The sequence below is a fragment of the Pseudomonas sp. 210_17 TE3656 genome (genome assembly GCF_054821965.1).
Window position 1 is genome coordinate 433,117 of sequence record NZ_JBTRBC010000001.1, and the last position, 25,128, is coordinate 458,244.

The 25,128-nt window shown below is 59.1% G+C and carries 17 protein-coding genes, 1 tRNA gene and 2 pseudogenes; 13 read left to right on the forward strand and 7 right to left on the reverse strand.

Annotation, left to right across the window (positions count from 1 at the left end; all coding sequences use genetic code 11):
• Positions 1-31: 31 nt before the first annotated feature.
• Both ACVI9W_RS02055 and ACVI9W_RS02060 read left to right on the forward strand, forming a co-directional pair.
• Entirely contained in the window at positions 32-931 is a 900-nt protein-coding gene (locus tag ACVI9W_RS02055) for a LysR family transcriptional regulator (protein WP_461529025.1), read from the forward strand.
• A gap of 156 nt (positions 932-1,087) precedes the next feature.
• Positions 1,088-1,582, forward strand: a complete 495-nt coding sequence (locus tag ACVI9W_RS02060) for an autoinducer binding domain-containing protein (RefSeq protein WP_461529026.1) — start codon at positions 1,088-1,090, stop codon at positions 1,580-1,582.
• On the opposite strand, the gene ACVI9W_RS02065 is transcribed toward ACVI9W_RS02060, so the two are convergent.
• On the reverse strand, positions 1,579-6,105 hold the full coding sequence (locus ACVI9W_RS02065) for an NEL-type E3 ubiquitin ligase domain-containing protein (protein WP_461529027.1): 4,527 nt from the start codon (positions 6,103-6,105) through the stop codon (positions 1,579-1,581). The two genes, ACVI9W_RS02060 and ACVI9W_RS02065, sit on opposite strands and share 4 nt — an antisense overlap.
• Before the next feature lie 265 nt (positions 6,106-6,370).
• On the opposite strand from ACVI9W_RS02065, the pseudogene ACVI9W_RS02070 reads away from it, so the two are divergent.
• Both ACVI9W_RS02070 and ACVI9W_RS02075 read left to right on the forward strand, forming a co-directional pair.
• A pseudogene (locus ACVI9W_RS02070) lies at positions 6,371-6,819 on the forward strand (methylglyoxal synthase).
• Positions 6,810-7,094 carry a DUF3577 domain-containing protein gene (locus ACVI9W_RS02075; protein ID WP_461529028.1) on the forward strand — a complete coding sequence of 95 codons (285 nt, stop codon included), beginning with the start codon at positions 6,810-6,812 and terminating at the stop codon, positions 7,092-7,094. The pseudogene ACVI9W_RS02070 and the gene ACVI9W_RS02075 overlap by 10 nt, the downstream one beginning before the upstream one ends.
• A 111-nt stretch (positions 7,095-7,205) precedes the next feature.
• On the opposite strand, the gene ACVI9W_RS02080 is transcribed toward ACVI9W_RS02075, so the two are convergent.
• Entirely contained in the window at positions 7,206-9,857 is a 2,652-nt protein-coding gene (locus ACVI9W_RS02080; protein ID WP_461529029.1) for a hypothetical protein, read from the reverse strand.
• A gap of 167 nt (positions 9,858-10,024) precedes the next feature.
• Here ACVI9W_RS02080 and ACVI9W_RS02085 point away from each other — a divergent pair.
• Positions 10,025-10,231, forward strand: a pseudogene (locus ACVI9W_RS02085) (transposase); the annotation flags it as partial.
• A gap of 256 nt (positions 10,232-10,487) precedes the next feature.
• Here ACVI9W_RS02085 and ACVI9W_RS02090 read toward each other — a convergent pair.
• From ACVI9W_RS02090 to ACVI9W_RS02110, 5 genes are all read right to left on the reverse strand, one after another.
• A tRNA-Gly gene (locus ACVI9W_RS02090) sits at positions 10,488-10,563 on the reverse strand.
• Between the two features lie 62 nt (positions 10,564-10,625).
• Positions 10,626-11,186, reverse strand: a complete 561-nt coding sequence (pgsA, locus tag ACVI9W_RS02095; protein ID WP_038612268.1) for a CDP-diacylglycerol--glycerol-3-phosphate 3-phosphatidyltransferase — start codon at positions 11,184-11,186, stop codon at positions 10,626-10,628.
• Between the two features lie 32 nt (positions 11,187-11,218).
• On the reverse strand, positions 11,219-13,042 hold the full coding sequence (gene uvrC / locus ACVI9W_RS02100; RefSeq protein WP_461531779.1) for an excinuclease ABC subunit UvrC: 1,824 nt from the start codon (positions 13,040-13,042) through the stop codon (positions 11,219-11,221).
• A gap of 4 nt (positions 13,043-13,046) precedes the next feature.
• Positions 13,047-13,685, reverse strand: coding sequence for a response regulator transcription factor GacA (gene gacA, locus ACVI9W_RS02105; protein ID WP_010221877.1), 639 nt, complete (start codon positions 13,683-13,685; stop codon positions 13,047-13,049).
• 78 nt (positions 13,686-13,763) lie between these two features.
• Entirely contained in the window at positions 13,764-14,171 is a 408-nt protein-coding gene (locus ACVI9W_RS02110; RefSeq protein ID WP_461529030.1) for a helix-turn-helix domain-containing protein, read from the reverse strand.
• Between the two features lie 654 nt (positions 14,172-14,825).
• Between ACVI9W_RS02110 and ACVI9W_RS02115 the strand changes: the two genes are divergently transcribed.
• The 8 genes from ACVI9W_RS02115 to ACVI9W_RS02150 all read left to right on the forward strand — a co-directional run bounded on the left by ACVI9W_RS02115 (position 14,826) and on the right by ACVI9W_RS02150 (position 25,128).
• On the forward strand, positions 14,826-16,133 hold the full coding sequence (locus ACVI9W_RS02115; RefSeq protein WP_461529031.1) for a nucleotide sugar dehydrogenase: 1,308 nt from the start codon (positions 14,826-14,828) through the stop codon (positions 16,131-16,133).
• 156 nt (positions 16,134-16,289) lie between these two features.
• Entirely contained in the window at positions 16,290-17,813 is a 1,524-nt protein-coding gene (locus ACVI9W_RS02120; protein WP_461529032.1) for a glycosyltransferase, read from the forward strand.
• Positions 17,814-17,828: 15 nt separating this feature from the next.
• Positions 17,829-18,992 (forward strand): PilZ domain-containing protein, encoded by a 1,164-nt coding sequence (locus ACVI9W_RS02125; RefSeq protein ID WP_461529033.1) that lies wholly within the window; start codon positions 17,829-17,831, stop codon positions 18,990-18,992.
• Positions 18,993-19,012: 20 nt separating this feature from the next.
• Positions 19,013-20,464: a tetratricopeptide repeat protein gene (locus ACVI9W_RS02130; RefSeq protein WP_461529034.1), complete on the forward strand. Its 1,452-nt coding sequence runs from the start codon at positions 19,013-19,015 to the stop codon at positions 20,462-20,464.
• Positions 20,461-21,918 (forward strand): alginate export family protein, encoded by a 1,458-nt coding sequence (locus ACVI9W_RS02135; RefSeq protein ID WP_038612289.1) that lies wholly within the window; start codon positions 20,461-20,463, stop codon positions 21,916-21,918. Before ACVI9W_RS02130 ends, ACVI9W_RS02135 begins: the two co-directional genes overlap by 4 nt.
• A gap of 14 nt (positions 21,919-21,932) precedes the next feature.
• Positions 21,933-23,360 carry an MBOAT family O-acyltransferase gene (locus ACVI9W_RS02140; RefSeq protein WP_038612292.1) on the forward strand — a complete coding sequence of 476 codons (1,428 nt, stop codon included), beginning with the start codon at positions 21,933-21,935 and terminating at the stop codon, positions 23,358-23,360.
• A gap of 9 nt (positions 23,361-23,369) precedes the next feature.
• Positions 23,370-24,464, forward strand: coding sequence for an alginate O-acetyltransferase (locus ACVI9W_RS02145; RefSeq protein WP_461529035.1), 1,095 nt, complete (start codon positions 23,370-23,372; stop codon positions 24,462-24,464).
• 19 nt (positions 24,465-24,483) lie between these two features.
• Positions 24,484-25,128, forward strand: coding sequence for an alginate O-acetyltransferase AlgF (locus ACVI9W_RS02150; protein WP_461529036.1), 645 nt, complete (start codon positions 24,484-24,486; stop codon positions 25,126-25,128).

Genomic DNA, 25,128 nt, shown 5'->3' on the forward strand with positions numbered 1-25,128 from the left:
ATTTCATTTTCATATGCGTGATATTTGCGAAATGAATATAACCAACTTCGATCTCAACCTGCTGCGCATCCTCGACGTCCTGCTGCGCGAACAGAATGTCTCGCGCGCCGCCGAGCGCCTGGCCCTCAGCCAGCCAACCGTCAGTAACGCCCTGGCACGCCTGCGTGAGTTGCTTGAAGACCCGCTGCTGGTGCGTATTGGCCGGCGCATGCAACCCACGCCGAAGGCCTTGGCGCTTGAGGGCCCGATTCGCTCGGCGCTGCAGCAGATCGAACAAACCCTGAATGTCGGCGAAAGTTTCGACCCGCGCTTGAGCCGACAGACTTTTCGCATCGCCATGACCGACTTTGTCGAGCAACTGTGCATGCCCGAGCTGCTGCGGCACCTGCAAGACAGTGCCCCCAACCTGCGCCTGGACATCACCCCGCTGGCCCCCAGCCTGCCGGTCGATGCGCTGGACCGCGGCCAGCTTGACCTGGTGCTGGGGCGCTTTGAAGAAATCCCGGCGCGCTTCGCCCGTCATCACTGGCGTAGCGAAACCCTGCAGGTTGCGGTACGCCAGGGCCATCCACTGGTCAATGGCACACTGGACCTTGAGACCTTCCTGCGCCTGCGCCACCTCTGGGTGCACGGCGGGCAGACCCGCGGCATGGTCGATCAATGGCTGGGGGAACAAGGGCTGGCGCGGCAGATCGTCTACACCACGCCCAGCTACCTGCAGGCGGCACATCTGGTGGTGGCTTCAGACCTTTGCGTGGTGTTGCCGACGCAACTGGCGCGATATTTCGCCACCTTGCTGCCCTTGCAACTGTATGACCTGCCGTTTGCTCTGGAGGCTTTCGAGCTGGAGCTGGTGCACCTGGCACAGCACGGACAGAATCGGGCCCTGGAGTGGTTGGTCGGGGAAATGCTGCGCGTAGGCAAAAACTGAAGGATACAGGTGTGCAGTCCTATCAGGTGCAACTGCGCAGTAGAAAAAAACAATTACCTTCAGCACAAAGCGCTGTCGGTGCATCTCTATACTGCGCTCAACGCCAGAGGCTCGGACGCCTACAGCGAACCCTGATTCATCCTACATGGAGGTATGATGAAAAATCGGACAGCCGCGCAACCGCAGCGATTGCTCGACAACCTGCCGTTGCTCGTAAAGAAACTGGGGTTTGACTACTACGCATTTACCTTCATCAGTCCCGATCAGCAGACTTACACAACCAACTACCCTGCTTCCTGGCTCGAACACTATAACCGCTGCGGCTATGCCGCTCGGGATCCGGTACCCGCTCATTGCCAGACCTCCAGCTTTCCGTTGTTGTGGGACGCTGAAACCTTTGACAGCACACCCGAGATCTGGATTGCGGCGCAGGCCTACGACCTGCACCACGGCTGGGTTCAGCCCATTCATAGCCAGCAAACGCGTAGCAGCTGCAGCTTGAGTGTTTTGCGCCCCCACGCTAGCGTCTCGCGCGAGGAATTTTACGCAAAGGCGGAACAGGTGATGCTGCTAGGCGCGCAGTTGCATCGGGCTACGACCTGTTTTTCGCCCTCCGCACACATCACCAGCCCGGAGCACCGTCTTGATTAGGGTATGGAATGCCCCGAGGTCCCGCGCAGCAATGTCAATGTAAATTCAAGCATCAAGGCCCGCTGAGCCTCCAGACGTGCGTCCCTGATCCGATTCATCTGCGCCACGCGCTCACCTTCCGGAACTGTCTCAGCGTCCATCAGCACGGCGAGACGGTCATGGAACGGCGCATCGATCGTGTCGAAACGTGTCCTGTGCGTACGCAACAGATGTTCCTGCCAAAACTCCCGCGCCACCAATGAGTGGGCCAGTTGTTCGGGGGTTTCAGCCGCCTCGACTCGGGCCAGGGCGCGTGCGATGCGCTGCGCATCCAGGCCAGCGACGTCGCCGAACAGCATGTCACTGGGCTGTGCCGGTAGGTCGAGGGTGTCACGCAGGGCCAGGCGATAGGCCAGCACGACCTCGATCTGGTCTGGATTGCTGCCCGTGGCCCGGCGTGCCTGGATGTCCTCCAGGGCGATGCGATCGACCTCGTCCAAACGCCACAACTGCCGTCCCAGGTACAGCAATGCGGTCTGCGGGTTATCGGCCGAAGACTCGGCCCGCCACACCAGCATGCGCAGCTCCAGGTTGCTGAAACACAACGCCACGCTGTCCTGACAGGTCAGATTCTGGGTGACTTGATTCAATAACGCTTCGCGCAGGCTGGCATGATCGTTCATCGCCCTGATCATGGTAAACACCCGGTTGGCCAGGGCTTGACCGCTCTGCTGGAAATCGGCGGTTTCCAGCAATCGCCTGAGCATGTCGAAAAAGTCACTCGATCCGGGTTGGTTCTCCAGGTCTTCCCAGCGTGCAGACCATTCATCGCGCGTCAGGCTGCCGGTCGCATCGAGCCAACGCTGGCGAATGGTCACAAAATCTTCGGCAGCGGCTGCATGATGCGCAACTGCTCCGGTGTCCGACAGTGATGCCTGGAATCGCAGGGCTTCCTGGGCAGTCAGCGGGTTGTCCGCAAGCAAAATGATGCGCCTGAGCCATGGCGGGGACTGATAGAAGTGCTCCGACAACTCAGTGATCTGGTTTTCGCGCAAATCGGCCAACAGCAAATCGGGGCAATCCAGAATCGCATAGGGCAGCCGGTTGATCCCGGTTTGGCGCAAGTGTAAACGACGCAACCTGATCAGCCTGCGCAGGGAAAAAGAACGTCCCAACGGGTTGTAGGACAGGTTGAGGTACTCAAGGGCTTCACAATTGGACAGGATGGTCCCCTGTGCTTCATCCAGCACAATCTGATTGTTGAACAGATCCAGTTCCCGCAAGTGTTCGAGTTGCGCCAACTGTTGTGGCACCCGGTTCAGCCGATTGCCGGGGAGCTCCAGTATCCGCAGGTGATTGAAGGCTCGCATGAAACCATCGGGTAACTCCCGCAGCCCCATGCCCAATAGTGCTAACTCAAAGACGTGCGGGAAACTGACTTGCGCAGGTAGCTCAGGCAAAACCCCGATCTGCGCGCCATACAAGGTGAAGCGATAGTTCACCAGATGCTCGCTGGTACTTGGCCCAAGGCTTGCCGTGCGCTGCCAGCAATTAACCAGGGAATCACTGAAGTAGCGACGGTCGTCCCGTTCCACGGCACTGTCGGGCAGACTCGACCAACGTTGCAGAGAACTGTTCAGTTGTTCCCGTTCCTGGCTGAGCCTGGCCAGTTCAGTCTCGATCCGTACGCCTGCATGCTGCATATCGTTGATCCAGGCAATGACCTGCGCGTCAGTAAATGTCGGGTACAGCGCGCGCACCATAGCGAACAGCGATTGTGGTCTGCCCCTGCGCGTAATACCCGACGGGCCACGTCCGCTCAACGGATAACCGATTCGACCATCGGCCAGTCGTTGCGGCGCCTGGAACCAGCCATTGCGCCCGCTTGCGTTCAGTAGCGATGCCACTTCCTCGCGTCGCCGAACAGCTTGCCGCCCAAGCAGCACTCGCACGTTGTGCGCGAAAGGATCAGCAATGCCCATGGCCTCGCGTTGGGGTTCGTCATAAGCCATTGCCATGACCTCGAAAAGCTCACCCGCATCGCCAATGCTCGAACCATCGCCATCGAGCAGCTGAAATGTTCCATTCTGATGGATCAGACTGAATACCCGGGGGCCCTCCCCGGTCACTAACAGCTGTGGCCCGCCGGCGTTTCCTTCGATCAAGCGCCACTGCACATCTGCGCTGCCCGGCAGGTGCTCGAACATCCCCAAGGCGACACGAGCGAGGTCGGCATTTTGCGAAGTATCGATAACGAACGCCTCAAAGACCCTGGCCATACGGATCTGCTGGACGCTGGCCCTGGCCGCTTCAGCCAGGCGCAACGCCACCCGCCCGGTGTCGAGCAGCCGCTGGCGATCAGCAGTGCTTGCCCTGCCCACGAGCACGTTTGCAGCGCTACTGTGCAGACTCGGAAACACGCGGCGCAATGCCGCAATACCGGGCCCGTTACTGTCCTGCATGCTGTCGTACAAGCGCTGGAACAACTGTCGGCGTTCGTTCCAGGTCAGCTCGGCCAGGTCCTGATCGGACAATCCGGCAGCGCCCGGCAAGCCCTGGGCATGGTGCAGCACGGTGATGTCCTCGACCGATTCGCCGCTACGCAAACGGCGGACCAGATCACGGATACGCTGGTCCAGCCTGATACGCATCACGCTGTCCTGCAGCTCGGCCGACGGCGCCTGCGCATACACATGCAAAGCGCGCAGGTCGTCATTACCCAGACCATGGATGCTCAGAACCAGATCGATCTGCTCAGCGTCAAGCTCACCGAAGGCTCCACCCAGGCGGCGGAACATGCGATGAGTCTCTTCCCACTCGGCCGGTTGATCACTCCACAACCGCCAGGCTCCGGCATCGTTGTGGCGTAGCAGCGGTCCGTGACCGTCCTTCGGCCGCAGTTGCCACTGGCCAGCGCTGGCCCGCTCGACCACGGCATAATACTGACCGTCCATCTCGATCCAGGACTGTTCGGCCAGACGATGGACCCCCAGGCTGTCACGCGTTGCTTGCGGCACTGGCTGTGCACTGCGAAATGGCGTCAGGTCCTGGTTCCACAGTTTTGTACTGCCGTCCTCCAACTGCGCCGGCACCAGTGCATCCACCACCGAGGACCGCTGCCATACCCTGCTCACGGCACTGACACCGACGGCGGTGGCAGCAATCACCGCAAGATCGATGACCACATTCAGCAGATGGTCGAAGGCCTCATTGGTATCGCCCGCATGCCAGGCTTCGATGCCATGGTAGACCTCACCGAGCAGCTGCCAGGCGTTGACCGCCAGCAGCGCCGCGCCTATGGCTGGCACGAAGAAACCGGCCAGGCCGAGCAGCGCCCAGCCTTCGGCAGCCAGACGCTGGTCATGCGCGTGCTGGACCTCGCGGTCCAGATCGGCCACCGGCACCGCAATCATCGCCGCGTCGTCCTTGATCTGGCGGATGCGTGCTTCAGCCAGTTTTTCGAACAGTGGCCGCCGATAAGCCAGCACATGTTCTTCGAGGCTGATGTTGGCCCAGATCGCCAGGTCCGCATAGGCAGGGATGACCACGGAGAAGAAACGCTGGCTATCACGCCGCCGTACAAAGCGGCTGAAAAAGCGTTGATACTGACTTGAGCGAAGGCGTCTGCCCAACTCATTGGCGAGGTAGCGCAGGCTTTTGCAGGCAGTCCAGGCGCCGTTCGGATCGCCGGGAATATGCACCAGCACGCACTTGGTGGTAGTGCTCAACACGCCTTCATCGAAGACATTGAGCACGACAATCTGCTCCAGTGCGCAGCCGAGCAGGTTCAGTTGCATGGCCACGACAGGATCGCCGTCGAGACGGTCCAGCCTACCCACGCTGCAGAGCCCGGCCACTAGCTGGAGTTCGCTCTCGGTCAATACGCCCTTGAGCCTGGCCTCATAAGCATCGGTGAGCATGGTGTAGCGATGCGAACTGGCCAATAACTGCGCTACGCTGTCGGCGGTGCCACTCCTGGTTTGCGGCTGGAAGACGCTGTCCAGATGGCGCTGATACTGTCCCCCGACGTCGGTATCACGGCACAGCCTGGCAAATTCAATGGCGCTGGGTGTCTGGAGGTTGCCCGCTCGAGCGTTGCTCAAACGATTGCCCTTAGGCTGCCCGCCAGCCACGCTTTCAGCGGCGGTAAAATTGCGCAGCGCTGCCTCGACCAGCGGAATTTCCTCATACACAACTTCGGTGAGATGAACGCCGACGGGCTGTTGATTGATCACCGGCTCCCGGTGCCCGCTGATAAATTTCCAGCGCCGTACGTTGTAGTCGTCGGCGAAACGCTCTTTCATGGCCTTTTCCAAAGCGTCGATCGCGAAACTGTCGATACTCTGAATACGCGTCAAGGCCTTGCTCAGCCGCTGGCGGACAACCAGGCTGTTGCGCATCGCATCGCCAAGCGCGCTCAGCTGCTCGGCACTGGCCTTGCGCAGCCAGACTGGTAAGCGTTTGCCGATAATGCTGTCTTGATAGGTTTGTTCTGTCGCGAGCGTGTCTGCTGCCGCGGCTTCCTGACTGTGGCTGGTTTCCATGGCGCGAGCCTTCTGTATGACTGAAGACGCGAGCCTAGGCTTCGAGGGTTGTCAGGCGTACTTAGATAGCTACTACCCGGTTGAAAACTGTGCTCGTGACAGCATACTGGCAACACATGTCACATCAGCCCAGCGGTCAACGCTACTGATATTTCTGCCAGTAGGAAAAGCCATCTCCATCCGTTAGGTTGAAACACCGTCGCCAGCCATTGTTCAGCATTGACTGGTGCACCCATACCGACCATTGACACTGTGGGTATCGCGTATGGAAGCGCTTATCCGGAAAACCTCAAAGCAGAAAAATATTGCTTTAGCTGCACATAAGGCTGCAAAAGCACGTTGCTGCGCTGGGTAGTTGACAATAAGGCAGCGCTGAATCGACACGTACTTTATGCAACCAGTACAACAGGCCATTTAATCGAAGACGCCACAGACATCCCTGTCAACAAAATGCTGAGCGGCCCCATGGGAGGAGATCAACAGATTGGCACCCGCATAGCAGCGGGTGAAATAGATACCTTGATATTTTTTGGGGACCCTCTGGGCACCCTGCCGCACAGCGCTGATGTAAAAGCCCTACTGCGCCTTGCAACGGCATGGAATATTCCCATTGCAAGCAATGAAACCACAGCCAATTTTTTACTTCGGTCCCCTTTGTTTGATCAGCAAATCACAATATCCATTCCCTGTAAGGTGATTTCCCTATGGGTATAAGCACCGGACCGTGGGCGTCCTTTCTTGCTTGCGACATCGCGACAATCAATGATCCCGGTTACAACGCAGAATATCGGCGTTTCGGCGTTCGTGTGTCGGGCAGCAGAGCCCGGCAGCTGGTTCGCCGTGTCCGTGGCGACTGGGGCGACATCTGTGTCGAGGACCAGAAAATCAACGATGACGCGCTGAAAGTGCATTGCCGTCTGTTCTCGGCCTATGAAGCCCACCACACTACCGTGAGGGTCTTCACCGAGGCTGATCGAGGGTCCCCTTAAGTTGCTATCTGAAGATTATTGAAAGCCGGTATGTTGCAATCAAAAACATCAACACACCGGCTTTTTATCTTCAGGCCAGACTAGCGCTCACACTGGACCAATGCCACCCCACTACAGTGGTGTATAGCTGATATTGTCAACATACGAGCCGCCTGCACCTGTCTCTAACCTGAACGACGCGATTGCAGCATTAGGTGACGTATAGGTTACACGCGTTGAATACTCGGTATAACCCGCAGGAGTGTGACTAAAATCTGGCGTCGTGATGGACCCAATTTCAGTACCGGAAGCTGTATAGAAACGCACGACACTTTGAATTTTGTGATGATCAGATATATCGAATCTTACACTTTTTGCCAACCCACGCAAATCGAACCTGACCCAGGCAGACGGATAAACACCTAGCACTTTACCGACAGTGGGATACCACCTTGGATCAGTGGAGTTGAGAATCACAGCATTGTCATTTTCCACCGTTGCACGGCTGCCTAAAAGGTCAAACACAGTTCCCTTCGGCAGAAGCCGCAAAGTCTCGCCTTCGAAGTCTTCGAAAGTCCACGCACCTTCCAATTGCAAGTCAAAGACATCCGAGTATATTTTCTGCGTCGTTCCATTACGAATGACCTGATAGGATACAGGAATAGTTCTTCCGGTGGGGCTGATTGAAGTTTGTAGATTTGCCTGGAGCACCGTTGACAGCGGCAGCGACACATCCTGGAGTCCGAGCACGGTTATAAACTGCATCTGACTCGAATACTTCCCGACGATGATTATTAATTCATCACCTATTTCTTGAACCGAATAACGCGGAACTCGTACCAACATCTTATTGTCACTTCTGTCAACCAGCTTCAGTGTGCCTGCATTGGATTGCGGTAGCAACGGCGCGGGCAAGGTGCTTTTCAACATGGCGGCGGTTGCCATTGTAAAGATGTAATCATACGACGCCAAAATTGGCTTGCCCGGCCACTCGATGGTGTAATAAACCGTCACTTCGACAGGTGCGTTCGCGTTGAGTTTCAACTCACTTTCAGGGACGGTGAAATAACTGGCCTGATCACCCGCCTGCAGAACCTGCGTGTCTTCATAATAACCGCCGTCGTCTGTTTCCCAGTACAGAGTGATCGTGCACGGAGAAGGCTGTTCGACGCCTGCCGGAATCGTGATGTCCAGGCCGTATTGGTAAAGGCTATCGGTTGGATCTAAGCGGTCATTGACCAATGGCGGATCTGCAATGGGCGCTGCCAACACCTCGGTGACATAACCTATGTAGTAAATGCCCACTTGTGAGGTAAAGGTTCGTTTTCCACGCTTGACCTCATAAGAGATTTCGACGTGTCCCCCGTCGAAGGGCTTGAGATAGGTTGCACCACTGAGTCTGATGTTGACGTCCTTATTCACCCACTGGCTACTGATACGGAACATCTGCGCCTGCAAGAGGTGACTCGAACCGTCCGCCTTGGTCGCTTTACACACTACCGTGACTTCGTCCCCATCCAGCAGATTGGTACTGAGCGGGATCTTCACATGCGCGAACCTCTCATCCGCATCCACCCAGTCATGACTCGCTTCCTGCACGCCCACCAGCGGCATCAACGCCGGCATACCTTTGACATTGATATACCCTTTCTGCGACGTTTGGGTGGTGTTGTTCGACGTCAATGTGTAACCGAACTGCGCCCCACCACCGCCAAGCTTGGCCCACTCGTCGAAAGGCACTTCGAACTGCAAAGGCTTGCTGGGGTCCGTGACCACCAACGGCCCAAAGTTCAGGCTGATGGCCTGCCCCTGTTGGGAGGTACCCACCCAGTGTAACAGTACACTGTCAGTTGCCTGGAAATTCGTAATTACTTGAACAATCGCATGATCACCTCTGATGTTTCCGAGGTCAATTTCTCCTGTACTGATGATCGCGCCGTTGTAATCCAATACGCTTGGCGCAGACAGCGTATTGATTGTTAGCATGACTTCGACAATGGCATCTTTGGACCATTCAGACTCGTTGCCTACTAAATCCACCACGTAGTAATAAACAGGTAATGTCTTGCTGTCGCCTTCTGCCTTGATCGTATTTTCGTCAACTTCAATGATGATGGGCTGATTGAGTTCCGCGTTGGTAACAACATGCACGATTTCCTGATCACCCCAATAGAGGATGAGTTCATCATGCTCGTTCATGCTCAACCAAGGCTGGATAGTGACCTTGACCTTTGCCTTGGCTTCTTTGGGCCCGATCACACCAGATGCAGGTAAGTCGATGTCTGGAGCCGGGAGTTCCAGGCCTACACCCTGGTTGCCTTGCACGCCTGGCTGGCCCTTGCGGAATAGCGTTTTGACCGGGGCCGACTTTCCACCTGTGGTCAGGATATAATGCAGTGCGTTTTCGCCCTCGGGAATATCCTTGCCTGGAATACTAATACTGGAGTAAGACCCGTTCTGAATTTTGGCCCATACCGTCTTCCTACCCCAAATGACCGCCACGCTTACACCCGGTTTAAGCAATGGGTGAGCGGGTATGAGAATGGTGACCTTATCAGATTGATTGGCGACCAGTTCATCACTTATACCAAAATCAATACTGGCTGCAGGATGTACGGCATCATACACATATGGACGCGGAAGGTCGGTTGGTTTGGGTTTTCCATACTTACCCTCAACGTATTTCTCATAGTCTTTCAACTCATCATCGATACTCTGGGTACCGCTTGAGGATGAAGCGATCACATTGGCGGGGCCAGCCCCAGGGATACTTGTAGCGGCCATGGGTGAATCCTCCTTGATAAGTGAGGTATGAGAATAAGCCCCTCAGCTCAGTGCCTCTACTGGCAAAAATACTAGGTTCCGAGCGAAACCCCGAGAAACCCGGTCGCCACCTCTCGAATGTTGGGTTTTTGTAGAATTTCCAGCCACTTACGGAAAGGAATTCTGTGATGGCAAAGCGTTGCGAACTCTCGGATGAGGACTGGAGTGTGGTCGCCGATCTCTTCACTGCTATCCATGGCAGAGGGCGCCCAAGCCTGAGCGACCGTTTGATGCTTGATAGCGTGCTCTGGGGGCTTTGCTCGGGTGCCGCGTGGCGAAATATGCCCGAACGCTTTGACCCCTGGTCAACGGGGTATCAACTGTTTCGGGTCTGGTGAACGGTAGTGTCGGCCAAGGCCATATGTACATCTCCCGGTCTCGTAGGGTCGAGGAGATGTATATCGATAGCGGAGCCCAAGCTCTGCCAACAATCCGCTACGCCAATCACCCGGAATCGCTGTACTTGAAAATGTACTTGAAATTCGTGGTTGGCAGTGGATTCAGACAGACTGCACTGGAACGAAAAAAAGACGCCTAAGCGTCTTTTTTCTAGGACTTACAGACTTCTATAGAACCCTGTAGATCTGTATTTGGAGCGGGAAACGAGACTCGAACTCGCGACCCCGACCTTGGCAAGGTCGTGCTCTACCAACTGAGCTATTCCCGCATTTGGTGACGGCCATTCTATAGGATCATGAATCGCCGTCAAGCCCTTGATTCAAAAAAGCTTTATTTTTGCTCCGAACCTTCGCGCAGGTGCGGCCAGGCGGCGCGCAGGTAGTGCACCATCGACCACAGGGTCAGGCCGGCAGAGACCATCAGCAAGGCGTAGCCCAGGATCACCCAGAAGGTCAGCACCGGCGGGTTGGCCAGCAGGATTACCAGCGCCAGCATCTGTGCCGCGGTTTTCCATTTGCCCAGGTTCGACACGGCCACATGCGCCCTCGCCCCCAGTTCAGCCATCCACTCGCGCAGCGCCGATACCACGATCTCGCGACCGATGATCACCGCCGCTGGCAGTGTCAGCCAGAAGTTCGCATGCACCTGCACCAGCAGCACCAGGGCCACGGCGACCATCAGCTTGTCGGCTACCGGGTCGAGGAAGGCGCCAAAGGGCGTGCTCTGCTGCAGGCGACGGGCCAGGTAACCGTCAAGCCAGTCAGTGGCCGCCGCAATGGCGAAGACGCTGCTCGCTGCGATATAGCTCCAGTGATACGGAACATAAAACAGCAGAATGAAGATCGGAATGAGCAGGACGCGAAGAACTGTAAGTAGATTTGGGATATTCATCGGCACAACTGGCTGCAAAGTGAGCGTGCATTCTACTCGCTATGCAGGTTGGCATAAATCGACTCGGCAAGCTTTTTACTGATTCCCGGTGCTTTGGCGATTTCTTCGATGCTGGCGCGGGTCAGCTCCTGCAAACCACCGAAGTGTTTGAGCAGGTCACGACGACGCTTTGGCCCTACCCCGGCGACGTCTTCCAGGCTGGAAGTACGCCGGGCCTTGCCACGTCGGGCACGGTGGCCGGTAATGGCAAAACGGTGCGCTTCGTCACGGATCTGCTGGATCAGGTGCAACGCTGGCGAGTCGCCCTTGAGGGTGAACTCATGGGCAGCGTCGTTGAGGTAGAGGGTTTCAAAGCCGGCCTTGCGCGTCACGCCCTTGGCCACGCCAAGCAGGATCAGGTCGGGAACCGCCAGTTCCTGGAGCACCTCGCGAGCCATATTCAGCTGGCCTTTGCCACCGTCGACCAGCAGTACGTCGGGCAGCTTGCCCTCGCCGTCCTTGATCCGCCCGAAGCGTCGGGTCAGGGCCTGGTGCATGGCCGCATAGTCATCGCCGGGGGTAACGCCTTCGATGTTGAAGCGCCGGTAATCGGACTTCAACGGGCCTTCCGGGCCGAACACCACGCAGGAGGCGACCGTCGCCTCACCGCTGGAGTGGCTGATGTCATAGCACTCCAGGCGCTGCGGGGTTTCATCCAGGTCCAGCACCTGCGCCAGCGCTTCGAACCGTGAGGCCATGTGTTGGCGGTTGGCCAGGCGCGCACCCAGCGCCTGCTCGGCGTTGGTCACCGCCAATTGCTGCCAGCGCGCACGAGTACCGCGCACCCGATGGCTGATGGTCAACTCACGCCCGCGCAAGGCTTCAATGGCGGCGGTGAACGCTGCGAAGTCTTCGTGCACCACGTTGACGATCAATTCACCCGGCAGGTCGCGCTCGGCATTGCCGATGTAGTACTGGGAGAGAAACGCGGCCATGACCTCGGCCACCTCCTCTTCGATCCCGACCTGGGGAAAGAAATTCTTGCTACCCAACACCCGACCGCCGCGCACGCTGATCAGGTGCACGCAGGCGCCACCCGGGTTGGTGAACGCGGCGATGACGTCCACGTCGCCGCTGCCGCCCTCCATACTCTGCTGGTCCTGAACCCGGCGCAGCAAGGCGATCTGGTCGCGCAATTCAGCGGCCTTCTCGAACTCCAGCGCCATGGCTGCCTGCTCCATCTCGGCATTCAGCTCGTTGGTCAGTTGATGACTGCGGCCTTCGAGGAACATCACCGAGTGCCGCACGTCAACGGCATATTCCTCAGGCTCGACCAGGCCGACACAAGGCGCCTTGCAGCGTTTGATCTGGTATTGCAGGCACGGCCGGGTGCGGTTGCTGTAATAGCTGTCTTCGCATTGCCGGACGAAGAAGGTTTTTTGCAGCAGGCTCAGGCTTTCACGAATGGCCCCCGCGCTGGGGTAAGGCCCGAAGTACTTGCCCTTCTGCTTCTTGGCGCCGCGATGAATCCCCAGCCGCGGGAACGGTCCGTCAGAGAGGAACACATAAGGGTAGGACTTATCGTCGCGCAGCAGGATGTTATACGGCGGCCGCCATTCCTTGATCAGCGTCTGCTCAAGCAGCAGCGCTTCGGTCTCGTTGGCGGTGATGGTGGTTTCGACCTGGGCGATACGTGCCACCAGGGCAGCCGTCTTCGGCGCCAGGCCGGTCTTGCGGAAATAGCTGGCCAGGCGCTTCTTGAGGTTCTTCGCCTTGCCGACATACAGCAGCCGGGCTTCACCGTCGAACATCCGGTAAACACCCGGGCGACCGCTGCAGGTCGCCAGGAAAGCACTTGAATCGAACACAGGGGTCATGAGTTCAGAGACTGGCGTCAACCATGCCATGGCGGACCGCCAGCAGCGTCAGTTCGACGTCGCTGGTGACCGAGAGTTTTTCGAAGATCCGGTAACGGTAAGTATTGACCGTTTTCGGTGACAGGCACAGCTTGTCGGAGATGATCTGCACTTTCTGGCAACCGACGATCATCAAGGCGATCTGGATTTCCCGCTCCGACAGCGCGTCGAACGGCGAGCCTTGCGGCTGGAACGACTTGAGCGCCAGTTGCTGGGCGATCTGCGGGCTGATGTAGCGCTGACCGGCAAACACCAAGCGAATGGCCTGGACCATTTCATCCAGGCCCGCACCTTTGGTCAGGTAGCCGGCTGCCCCCGCCTGCAACAGGCGCGTGGGAAACGGGTCTTCCTCGCAGACGGTCACCGCCACCACTTTCACATCCGGATGACTGCGCAGCAGTTTGCGCGTGGCTTCAAGGCCACCGATCCCGGGCATTTTCACGTCCATCAGGACCACATCGGGCTTGAGTTCACGCGCGACCTTCAACGATGCCTCGCCAGAGTCGGCCTCGCCCACCACCTGCAGACCATCGATATCGGCCAGCATGCGGGTGATGCCCGTACGTACCAGATCGTGATCATCGACCACCAGGACCCTAATCAAGCAGACACCTCACACTGCGGCGGCAATTGGATCCCGCCACCTTAGCAAAAAACCAGGCGCTAGAGCTAACGGAACACGTCATCGCATCGCTGCTATTTCGCCGTTGCCCGCTTCACGGCCAAAAACACTCGAATCGCGCCCGGAAACCTTCGCATAAGCCCTTGGCAGAGCATTGGCAAGACTACCGAGCAATTGCGCGATGGCGGCCTGATCGGCCGCGGGCAAGCCGCGAAAATCCCCCAGCAAGCGCTCCTCCTCCGGGCTCAGACTGCCCTGGAGGACAGGCGTACGCGTACCGCTCAACACATACAGGGCATCGACGCCACGCGATGCCACCGCCGCCAGGTAATCGGCCTTGGGCGTTCGCTCGCCGCTCTCGTACTTGCCCTGGGCATTGGGCTCGACCCCACCAATGTCACCGAACACCCGCTGGGTAAGCCCCAGACGCTCCCTTTCTTCCCGTAGACGGGCACCGATTCCGTTCATTGCGATCCATGTCCTTGATACATCACCCAGAGGGGCAACTACGTAAGACCTACAGGATAGGTCAGTCGCACGGCACTATGCACAGGAACACGAGTACTGCACAAGCCAGCACATGCCTCGCCTGCCTGAGGTTGTCTGTACAAGGAATTTACTCGGCGCTCGATGGCCATAGAACCGAACATCGGCAGGTAAACTTTCATCACGGCGAAAATCGCACTTTAGTGCTACTTAATAACTATCTAAATGCCATCACCCAGCACAATTTAAGCCAACAAAAAAGTTCAATGACAACAGCAAAACCCAGCAACAAACCCGCCAAAACCTAGTCGAAACCGCAACAAAATTCATTTTATTGGCGCCATAAAACCGCCAGAACAAGCAAGCCTGTTTTTTGACACACAACTTATTGGCAAGTTTAACTTATTGATTTTTAAGAGTTTTTTAAACTTAACGAATAAATATCAAATAGTTTTGAATTAACAACAACAGATTGCTTGCGCAACTAAAAATTTCCCCCTTAGGATAGAAATAAGACAACGAACAACACGGCCATCGCCTGTTCAGCGCGCGGTATGTTTATGCGTGCTCGCCTCGTCGACATCACCGATAAACCGAGTAACCGGGTCAGCATTGCCGAACCCGGAAGAGGGAACTATGAACATTAGTATTTTTGGACTGGGTTATGTGGGTGCCGTGTGTGCCGGCTGCTTGTCTGCCCGCGGTCACCAGGTGTTGGGCGTCGACATCTCTCAGGCCAAGGTCGACATGATCAACCAGGGCAAATCGCCGATTGTCGAACCCGGGCTTGAGCAACTGTTGCTCGATGGTGTGAATCATGGCCGCCTGCGCGGCACCACTGATGTTCAGGCCGCCGTGCTGGCGACCGAGATGTCGCTGCTGTGCGTCGGCACGCCGAGCAAGAAAAACGGTGACCTGGACCTGGTCTACATGGAAGCGGTGTGCCGCGAAATCGGTATGGCCCTGCGCGACAAAGGCAGCCGCCATACCATCGTGGTGCGCAGCACGGTACTGCCAGGCACGGCGAAAAATGTAGTCATCCCACTGCTTGAGAAAGCTTCGGGCAAACGCGCCGGTGTTGATTTCGGGGTTGCCGTGAACCCCGAGTTTCTGCGCGAAAGCACTGCGATCCAGGACTACGACTTCCCGGCCATGACCGTGATCGGCGAGCTGGACCAACACTCCGGCGACCTCCTCGAGTCGCTGTACAAGGGCCTTGACGCACCGGTGATCCGCAAGTCGATCGAAGTCGCCGAAATGATCAAGTACACCTGCAACGTCTGGCACGCGACCAAGGTCAGCTTTGCCAACGAGATCGGCAACATTGCCAAGGCCTCCGGTGTCGATGGCCGCGAGGTGATGGATGTGGTCTGCCAGGACTACAAACTCAACCTGTCGCGCTACTACCTGCGCCCAGGCTTTGCCTTCGGTGGCTCCTGCCTGCCCAAGGACGTGCGCGCCCTCACCTACCGTGCCGGACAACTGGACGTTGAGCACCCGCTGCTGGCCTCGATCATGGACAGCAACCGCAACCAGGTGCGCAATGCCTTCGAGCTGATCGCTCGTCAGGACAAACGCCGCATCGGCCTGCTCGGCCTGAGCTTCAAGTCCGGTACTGACGACCTGCGCGAAAGTCCGCTGGTGGAACTGGCCGAGATGCTGATCGGCAAGGGTTACGAGCTGAGCATCTATGACGCCAACGTCGAGTACGCACGGGTTTTCGGTGCCAACCGCGAGTACATCGAATCGAAGATTCCTCACGTCTCGTCCCTGCTCTGCAGCGACCTCAGCCAGGTCATCAACGAGGCTGACGTGATTGTACTGGGCAACAACGACGATCGCTTCGCCCAGGCCCTGGATGTCGCCGATGGCAAACAGGTCATCGACCTGGTCGGCTTCATGCCCCATGGCAGCAACAGCAGCCAACAGGGTATCTGCTGGTAACGCCTGAGACTCCGTAGAGAGCACCCGGCAAGCATCCCAGGCCTGCGCCTGAGCGAACTGCACACCTGCCTCTGTCTGCCTGCCGTACTGCGGCCGGGCCTGGCAAGTGCGCGTTTCGCTCAGGCTCAGGCGCCTGTACAACGGAGCAACGGTTAGATGGAACGACAGCAACAACCGCCTTCGGGCGCACGACGGGCAGCCATGAGCTTATGCGCCTGGGCCTGCCTGTTCGGCCTGATCGCCCTGGCCTCGGAGATGATCGCCCCGGCGTATCTGGACCCGAGCCACCACAGCTTCATCTTCTTCATCGGCACCCTGGGCATGTGGCGCTATGGCAATGCCATCGTCCACTACGTGCGCGGTATGTACTTCCTGCACTGGAAGTTCCCGCGCATTCGCAAGGCCGTCGAGCGCATGGGCGATGCGGCGCTGCCCGCGCACATGTTCATGGTGGTGACCAGCTTTCGCATCCCCACCCACACCACCTTCAAGGTCTACCAGTCGGTGTTCCAGGAGGTGCAACGGCTCAAGGTGCCGTGCACGGTGATTGCCTCGATTGTCGAAAAAGGCGACGAGCAGTTCATCAAGCAAATCATGCGCAACGAGGTCAAGGACCGCGACGACATCAAACTGGTGATCGTTCGCGCCCGTGGCACCGGCAAGCGTGATGGCCTGGCCCATGCCTTCCGCGCCCTGTCGCGGCAGATGCCACTGGAGGATTCAGTGGTCGGTGTGGTCGATGGCGACACCATGATGCTGCCGGGCTGCGTCGAACGCGCGGTCAAGCTGTTCGCTTACCTGCCCAAGGTTGGCGGCCTGACCACCAACGAGTTCTGCGAGGTCGAAGGCAGCAATCTGATGCGCCAGTGGCACTCGATGCGCTTTGTCCAGCGGCACATCAACATGTGCTCCATGGCCCTGTCGCACCGGGTGCTGACCCTGACCGGACGGCTGTCGTTCTTTCGCGCCAGCGTCATGACCAATCCGGACTTCATCCGCGACGTCGAAGCCGACTTTCTCGAGCATTGGCGCCTGGGCCGCTTCCAGTTCCTCACCGGTGACGACAAGTCTTCGTGGTTGAGCCTGATGCGTGCGGGCTGGGACACCTTCTACGTGCCCGACAGCAACACCCTGACCGTCGAGCATCCACCGGACAACAGCTTCTGGCGCGCCACCCGCCTGCTGATGTTCCGCTGGTACGGCAACTCGCTGCGCCAGAACTTTCGCGCCACCGCCCTGCTCGGCCGCGCACGTCTGGGCTTGTTCACCCTGTATGTGCTGCTCGATCAGCGGGTGTCGATGTGGACCTGCCTGATGGGCCTGACCGCCTCGGTGGTCGCAGGCCTGGTGTTCGGCATCCAGTACCTGCTGGTGTACCTGTTCTGGGTGCTGCTGTCGCGCAGCATTGTCACCGTGCTGTTTCTGTTCGCCGGCCACCCGGTGAGCCCGGTGTACCCCTTTGTTCTTTATTACAACCAGATTGTCGGCTCGGTGATGAAGATCTACGCGCTGTTCCACATGGACCAGCAGCGCTGGACCCGACAGAAAACCACTTTAAGCAACGGCAGCGTCGACTTCGATGCCGCCCTGAACCGCTGGTCCTCCAAAGCGATGCTGTTTTCTTCCATCGCGATTTTCTTCGGGGTCATCTCGGTTCTTCTCGAACTCACGCAACGTTAAGGAAAGCCGCCTGCCATGAGTAGTTCAAGTACACCTACAGTTCCCGGTAAAACTGCTGCCAATGTCGTCCATGAAGCGATCGACGAACGCCAGTACGTGCGCACCCGGATCAATGCCCGCGTCACCCTGGCAGCGGCCGGACAGCCGACAGTGGAAACCAGCCTGCAGGACATTTCCCTGGGCGGTATCGGCCTGCGTCACGACAAGCCGCTGACCATTGGCAGCCTGTACAACGCCTCGATCCGCCTGCGCCTCAATCAGGTCGATCTGAGTCTGGACAGCAAGGTGCGCATCGTCTCCCAGCGCGGCGAAGAAGTCGGCGCGCAGTTCGTCGACCTCGACGCGCAGAAGCGCGACATCCTGCGCTACATCATCAGCGCCTACCTGTCGGGCGAGATTGCCGACATCAACGGCCTGTTCAACGTGATGCAGCGCGAGAACTACATCAAGGAACGCAAGCAACAGCACGCCAGCGCACGCAGCAGCAGCGATCGTCTCAAGGCCGTGACCGGCACCCTGCTCTACGCCGCTGCCGGTCTCGCCGCCCTGGGCTTTGTGGCCTACAAGAGCTACCTGCTGTTCTTCCGCATTCCGGCGGTGCAGGCCCAGGTCTCGGCCAACGCCCAGCTCATCAGCATGCCCGACAACGGTTATGTGAAGTTCCTCCTGCAGCCCGGCCAGACCGAGGTGAAAGCCGGCCAGCCGCTGGCCAACATCTCAACCCAGCTGGCCACCAGCTTCACCAGCCCGGCGGACATGAAAGCCGTGGCCGACCTGTCGCCCGGCGATCTGCAGACCCTGCTCGGGCGCGCCACCATCGAGACGGTGATCAACAGCCCGTGCGACTGCGAGGTTTACTTCCCGAACAAGCCGCTGGATGGCTACGGCTACAAACAGGCGCCGCTGATGCACTTGCTGCCGCGTGACGAAGGCCTGTTCGTTACCGCCAATGTGCCGTTCGACAAGCTGGCCGATATCTCCCGGGTCACCTCGGTGGACCTGAAGGTGTTCGGCCTGGACCAGCACTTCAGCGGCAAGGTGGTCGACTCGCGTGTCGATGAAGCCAACAAGAACCTCGCCCTGACCATCGCTCCGGACACCCCGTTGCCACGCCAGGCCTACCAGAAGCCGGTGGCGGTGGACCTGTTCCTGGGCTTGCCGTTCACGGCATCGCGTTGAGCGCAAAGGAAGGATTGGCGATGAACGCGATGATGCCCTCCCGTCTGCTGCTGGCAGGCCTGTGCGTAGCCTGTGCCAGCGCCGTGTCGGCCGGCCAGAGCCTGGAGCAGATCCGCTACGCGCTGTACAAGGACCCCAGCGCCAATGTCAGTAGCGACCTGCGCCTGCTGTCCGATCGTGGCGACCTGGCCTCCAAGCTGTTGCTCGGCGATGTGCTGGCCAACACCGACGGCGCCAGCCGTCAGGAAGTGCTCGGCCTGTACAAGGAAGCATTCGCCGACGGCCGTGGGCAGATTCCGGCACTGGCTTCGCTGGCACGTCTGCTTGATCGCACCCCGAGCCTGCAAAAAGGCCAGCGTGATTGGGTAGCCCAGGCCTTGACGCGCTACCCGGCAACCCTCGATCCGCGCAACGCCAGCACTACCCTCGAGGTGTTTCTGGTCTACCCGCAACTGGTCTCCAACGACCAGGCGCAGCACCTTCTGGCGCTGTACCAGCAATCGTGCCTGCTCAACTGCCGCCCCGAGCTGTACCGTGCGGTGCTGGCTGAACGCCAGGGCGATCGGCAGACCGCCGAGCATTGGTACCAGCAGGCGGTGCGCGTGGATGTGCGGGCCATCGATCGCTACTACCGCTTCCTCGGTGAAGACCAGGACCGCGCCTTCCCGGCCTTCGCCCGTAGCCTCGAAGCCCAGCGGCCAACCCTGGCGGTGGAGATCGTGCACCGCATCGGCTCGCTGCTCGACAGCATCAACAGCGTGCAGCGCGCCGACCTGGAAAGCGACCGTCAGGCGCGTCAGGTACGTGCCATGGGCACTGCCCAGGTGCAACCTGATGCCGCGCAACTGGCTCGCGAAAAAGCCCGCAGCGACGAATTGGAGCTGGCTCGGGCCGAGGCCCTGCGCTGGCGTGACCATGCTGTCGAGCGCGGCTATGTACCGGCGATAGCGTCCAAGGCCAGCTACATGATCTCCGACCCCACTGCGCATAACGCTGAAGAGACCCAGGCCCTGATCAACCAGGTGCAAGCTCATGAGCCGACCCGCGCCAAGGCGCTGCAAGCCTCGTTCTATATGGTCAACAACTGGTTGACCCTGGACCCGCAAAAGGCCCGCGCGCTGATCGATGAACTGATCGCCAGCCACTACCCCGGCGCCGAGTTGCTGCTGGCCGATTACTACAGCAAAGGCGTGGAAGACCAGCCGGACCAGGACAAGGCCCTGCAAATATTCCAGGCCCAGGCTAAAGCCGGCTCGACGACCGCCTGGTACCGCATGGCCATTCTGTACGCCTATGGCCGGGCCATCTGCCATGACCCGGTCAAGGCCTACACCTATGCCCAGGTGGCGCTTGAACTGGGCGAAAGTGGCGCCCGCAGCCTGATCAAACGCCTGGAAAAGAACCTGAAAAAGGATGACATCGACCGCGCCCTGGCGGCGCGCGCCGATCTGTTGAAGGAGGCAACCCTGTGAAAGCGCATCACTCCCTGTTCGGTGCCCTGCTGGCCCTGACACCGCTGTACCCGGCCATGGCCGCCGAAGAAATCACCGGCCCCGAAGCAGACAGCAACGAACCGGTGCGGGTGCTGCCCAGCGACGGCAGTGCGCCGGTGATCACCTCGGAGTTCTTCAACAAACTGACCGTGCAGACCGGCTACGGCCCGGAAAACTCCGAGGTTGGCCGCAGCCGCGAGATGTTCTACAGCTTGCGCTACGAGCCATCGTTTGCCTGGTACTCGCCGGAAAAGCGCTGGGCCAAGTGGATGGTCTATGGCCGCCTGTGGCTGAACTACGACTCCAGCCAGTCGATCAGCACCCAGAACGAGAACAGCAACAGCTTCGACCGCGAACAGCCTGAAGGCTGGTACGCCGAACTGCGCGAGCTGTACGTCAAACGCAACCTGCTCGGCGATGACCCGCGCTTCTCGCTGTCGGTCGGCCGCCAACGCTATTTCGATGACTACGGCATCTGGTGGGACGACAGCCTGGAGTCGCTGCGCTTCAACTACAACGACACCTTCTCCCGTGGCTTTTTTGCCGTGGGGCAGAAGTTCTACAACTACAACAGCGACGTCAACAGCCTGGCCGACAGTGAAGAGCGCACCACCTACCTGATGGGTGAATACGCCTACCGCTGGAGCGAACGCAACTGGGCCGGCGTGCGCCTGATGCACGAGAACGACCACAGCGGCCACGACCCGGAAGATCGCTACGACTTCAAGGGCATGCGCTACGGGCTGTTCTTCAAGGCCGATGACCTGGACGTTAGTCCGCTGTTCAGTGACTACCACCTGGAGCTGGCCGGTCTCGATGGCAAGGTCGACAACACCGATGGCAACGGCACTACCAGCACCGGCAACAATGCCAGCGGCTGGGCAGCCCTGGGCGAGATCGGCAAGCGTTTTCATGACTTGCCCTGGACGCCACGGGTAGCCCTGCGCGGCGGCCTGACCGACAAGCCGAGCAACGAAAACGACGGCTTTCGCCTCAATGCCATCCAGTCTGACCGCATCACCCGCCAGGGCAGCTACAGCACGCGCCTGACCAGTTCCTTCGTCAGTCTCGACCTGCGCAACCTGAGCTACTACGGCATAAGCCTGGAAACCAACCCGACCCCACGCAGTGCCCTCGACCTGCGCGTGACCGACCTGAAATTGCGCGATGCCGACGGCACCCTGCCAGTGCGCATCGACGGTGACCAGCGCAGCGAACGCAACCGCGCCATTGCCCAGGGCAACCACGGTGGCGGCAAGGACGTCGGGCAAATGTACGACCTCAACTACTACTGGAAGATGTTCCCGGTGGCCATCGACGGCAAGCACCTGGACGTCAACGCCCTGGTCAGCGCCAGCTACCTCAATGCCGGCAACGCTCTGGACAGCGGTGATGACTACCAGCTGAGTGTCGGCGTGGTGATCAGTTACTAAGGACGGACCCTTCGATGATCTTCGCCTCCAACGTCTTTTTATTCCTCTACCTGCCGTTGTTCCTGGCCGTGTACTTCCTCGCCCGGCCGCAGTGGCGCTCGACCGTGATCGTTGCTGCCAGCTACATCTTCTATGCCTGGTGGCGCCCGGACTTTTTGCTGCTGTTCGTCGCCATCACTTACTGGAACTACTGGTTCGGCCTGCGCATCAAGGCGCGCCTGGACGCCGGCGACAAACGCTGGGCCCTGCGCCTGCTATGGATCGGCATCGTCGGCAACCTGTCGACCCTGGGCTACTTCAAATACGCCAACTTCGGCGCCGAAGTGCTCGCCGCCCTGCTCGCGCCGCTGGGTATCAATACCTGGAGCCTGGAGACCATCTTCCTGCCGCTGGGCATCTCTTTCTATGTGTTCCACGCCCTGAGCTACATCGTCGACATCTACCGCAAAGACGCGACACCGACGAACAACTTCATCGACTTCGCCGCCTTCGTCGCGCTGTTCCCGCACCTGGTCGCCGGCCCGATCCTGCGCTACAGCCAGCTGGCGCCGCAGCTGCGCCAGCGCACCCACTCCCTGGAACTGTTTTCCCTGGGGGTGTGTCGCTTCATGCTCGGCTTCATCATGAAGGTGCTGATCGCCGACCAGCTGGCGCCGATCAACGTGCTGTTCATCAGCGAAGGCACCCTGCAGCTCAGCGACGCCTGGTTCGGCCTGGTGGTCTCGACCCTGCAGCTGTACTTCGACTTCGCCGGTTACAGCCATATGGCTTTGGGCCTGGCGCTGATGATGGGCTTCCGCTTTCCGGAGAACTTCAACCAGCCCTACGTCTCGCAGAGCATCACCGAGTTCTGGGCACGCTGGCACATGACCCTGGCGCATTTCCTGCGCGACTACGTGTACATGCCGCTGGTGCGCAAACGGGTGGCCGGGGCACTGCCGGCACTGGTCTACACCATGCTGCTGTCGGGGCTGTGGCACGGCGCAAGCTTCGCCTTCATCTTCTGGGGCCTGTTCTTTGGCCTGGGGATGGTCATCGAACGCAAATACAACCTGGCGACCAAGATCACCACGCCCTACCACCTGGGACGCAACCTGCGCACCTTCGTGCTGATCATCCTGAGCATGCCGCTGTTCTTCACCAACGACCTGCGTCACAGCCTGGATATCTATCAAGCGCTGTTCGGCTTCAACGGCCTGGGCTCGCTGGACCTGTACGTGCTCGGAGCCTCGAAGATGGCCATGTCGTTTGCCGCCGTCGCCCTGTGCTGGCTGGTGCTGGCCGGCAGCAACAACGTGCGCTACTACGCCGGCAATAAAGAGCAGTACTTCATGCGTCATGTCGGTGGCCTCAAGGCCGTGCTGCTGTGGGCCGGTTTCGCCCTGGCGCTGAGCAGCCTGGCGGCGAACTCCTTTTCACCCTTTCTGTACTTCCAGTTCTAGGAGACGGCCATGTACCCGGTCATGAGTTCGGCGAGCAAGGTCAACGGCATCCTCTTTGGCGTAGTGCTGGCAGGGATGTTCGTCTATTCCCTGCCGCCAGTGTTCAGCTTCGCCAAAAGCCAGAGCGATGCCTGGAACCTGTTTGTCGATGGCAAGTTGCTGCGCAAGTTCGAGCAGGTCTACGACAAGCGCTTCTTCCTGCGCGAACCCTCGGTTGAACTGTGGGCCAACGCCCAGTACCGCTTGTTCGACGAAGGCACCAAAGGCGTGGTGCTGGGCAAGGACGGCTGGCTGTACACCAACCAGGAGTACCGCGTACCGAACAACCTGCAAGCCAACCTGGAAGGCCAGCTGGCGCAAATCGCCGAGGTCGAGCAAAAGCTCAAGGCGCATAACAAACGCCTGATCCTGCTGCCGCTGCCGATGAAGGTGGATGTCTATGGCGCCCATACCGAGCGTGCGGTCGATCCGCGGGCGATCAGCCTGTACGACCGCTTCATTGCCGGCCTGCAGGCGCAGAAAACCGAGGTCACGCCAGTGCGTTCGGCCTTCCTGTACAACAGCGCCGGCCCGCAACTGTTCCTTAAATCCGACACCCACTGGAGCCCAGAAGGCGCGCGGCTGACGGCCTATGAACTGGCCCGTCAGCGCCCCGATCTGCTCGGCGATGAGCGCTACGTGTCGCACAAGGTCGCGGAAAAAACCGTCAAGGGCGACCTGATGAACTACATCCAGTTCAATCACGCCCAACTGGCCCCGCAGTTCGGCCCCAGCCAGATCGCCCTGTACGAAACCCTCAAGGCCGAACAGAACACTGACGCGTTGTTCGCCGACGAACAGCAGAGCCTGCTGCTGGTCGGCACCAGCTACAGCAAGATCGACGACTGGAACTTCACCGGCTTCCTCAAAGAAGCGCTCAACCGCGACCTGCTCAGTGTCGCGGTGGAAGCCCGCGGCCCGTTCGAGGCGATGAACCAGTTCCTCGCCAGCGACGACCTCAAGAACCCGCAGATCGACACGGTGATCTGGGAGTTCCCGCTGCGCACCCTGCTCGCCCACCGCCTGGGCTCTCTGAGCCGTCCCGGCCAGACCCAGCATTTCTGACACTTTCAAGGAGATCGACATGAACCGTTCGCTCAAGCACCTGCTCACCGCCAGCGCCTTGTTGCTGGTCAGCACCCAAGGCGTGGCCGCCGAAGGCAACGCCGACCTGTACGACGCCGTGGCCCCGGCCGACTCCGCCTTTGTGCGGGTGCTCAACCTGTCCGACAGCAACATCGACGTGACTCTGAGCGGCAAGGTCAACCCGCAGCGGGTCGCCGCCGGACAACTGAGTGGCTACCGCTTCACCCCGGCCGGTAGCCACAAGATCGCTGTCGGCGCCAAGGCCATCGAGCCACAGCTCAAGGCCAATGCCGCGAGCACCGTGGTCTATGACGGCAACACCCTGACGCTGATCGCCGACAAGTACGTCAACGAGCCGAAAAAAGCGCAGATCGCCTTCTACAACCTGACCCCGGTCAAGGTCGCGCTGAAAACCGTCGATGGCAAGAGTGTGGTGGTCGACACCCTGGGCAAGGACCAGACCGGCAGCCGCATGGTCAACGAAATCAAGATCGGTTTTGCCGCTTATGACGAGCAACAGAAAATCGCCCAGTTCGAGGAACTGTTCCTCAAGAAAGGCCGCTCCTATAGCTACGTACTGCTGCCTCAGGGCAACGGCTATCGCAGCATGAGCCTGGCCAACAGCATCGACCCGAGCGAGTGA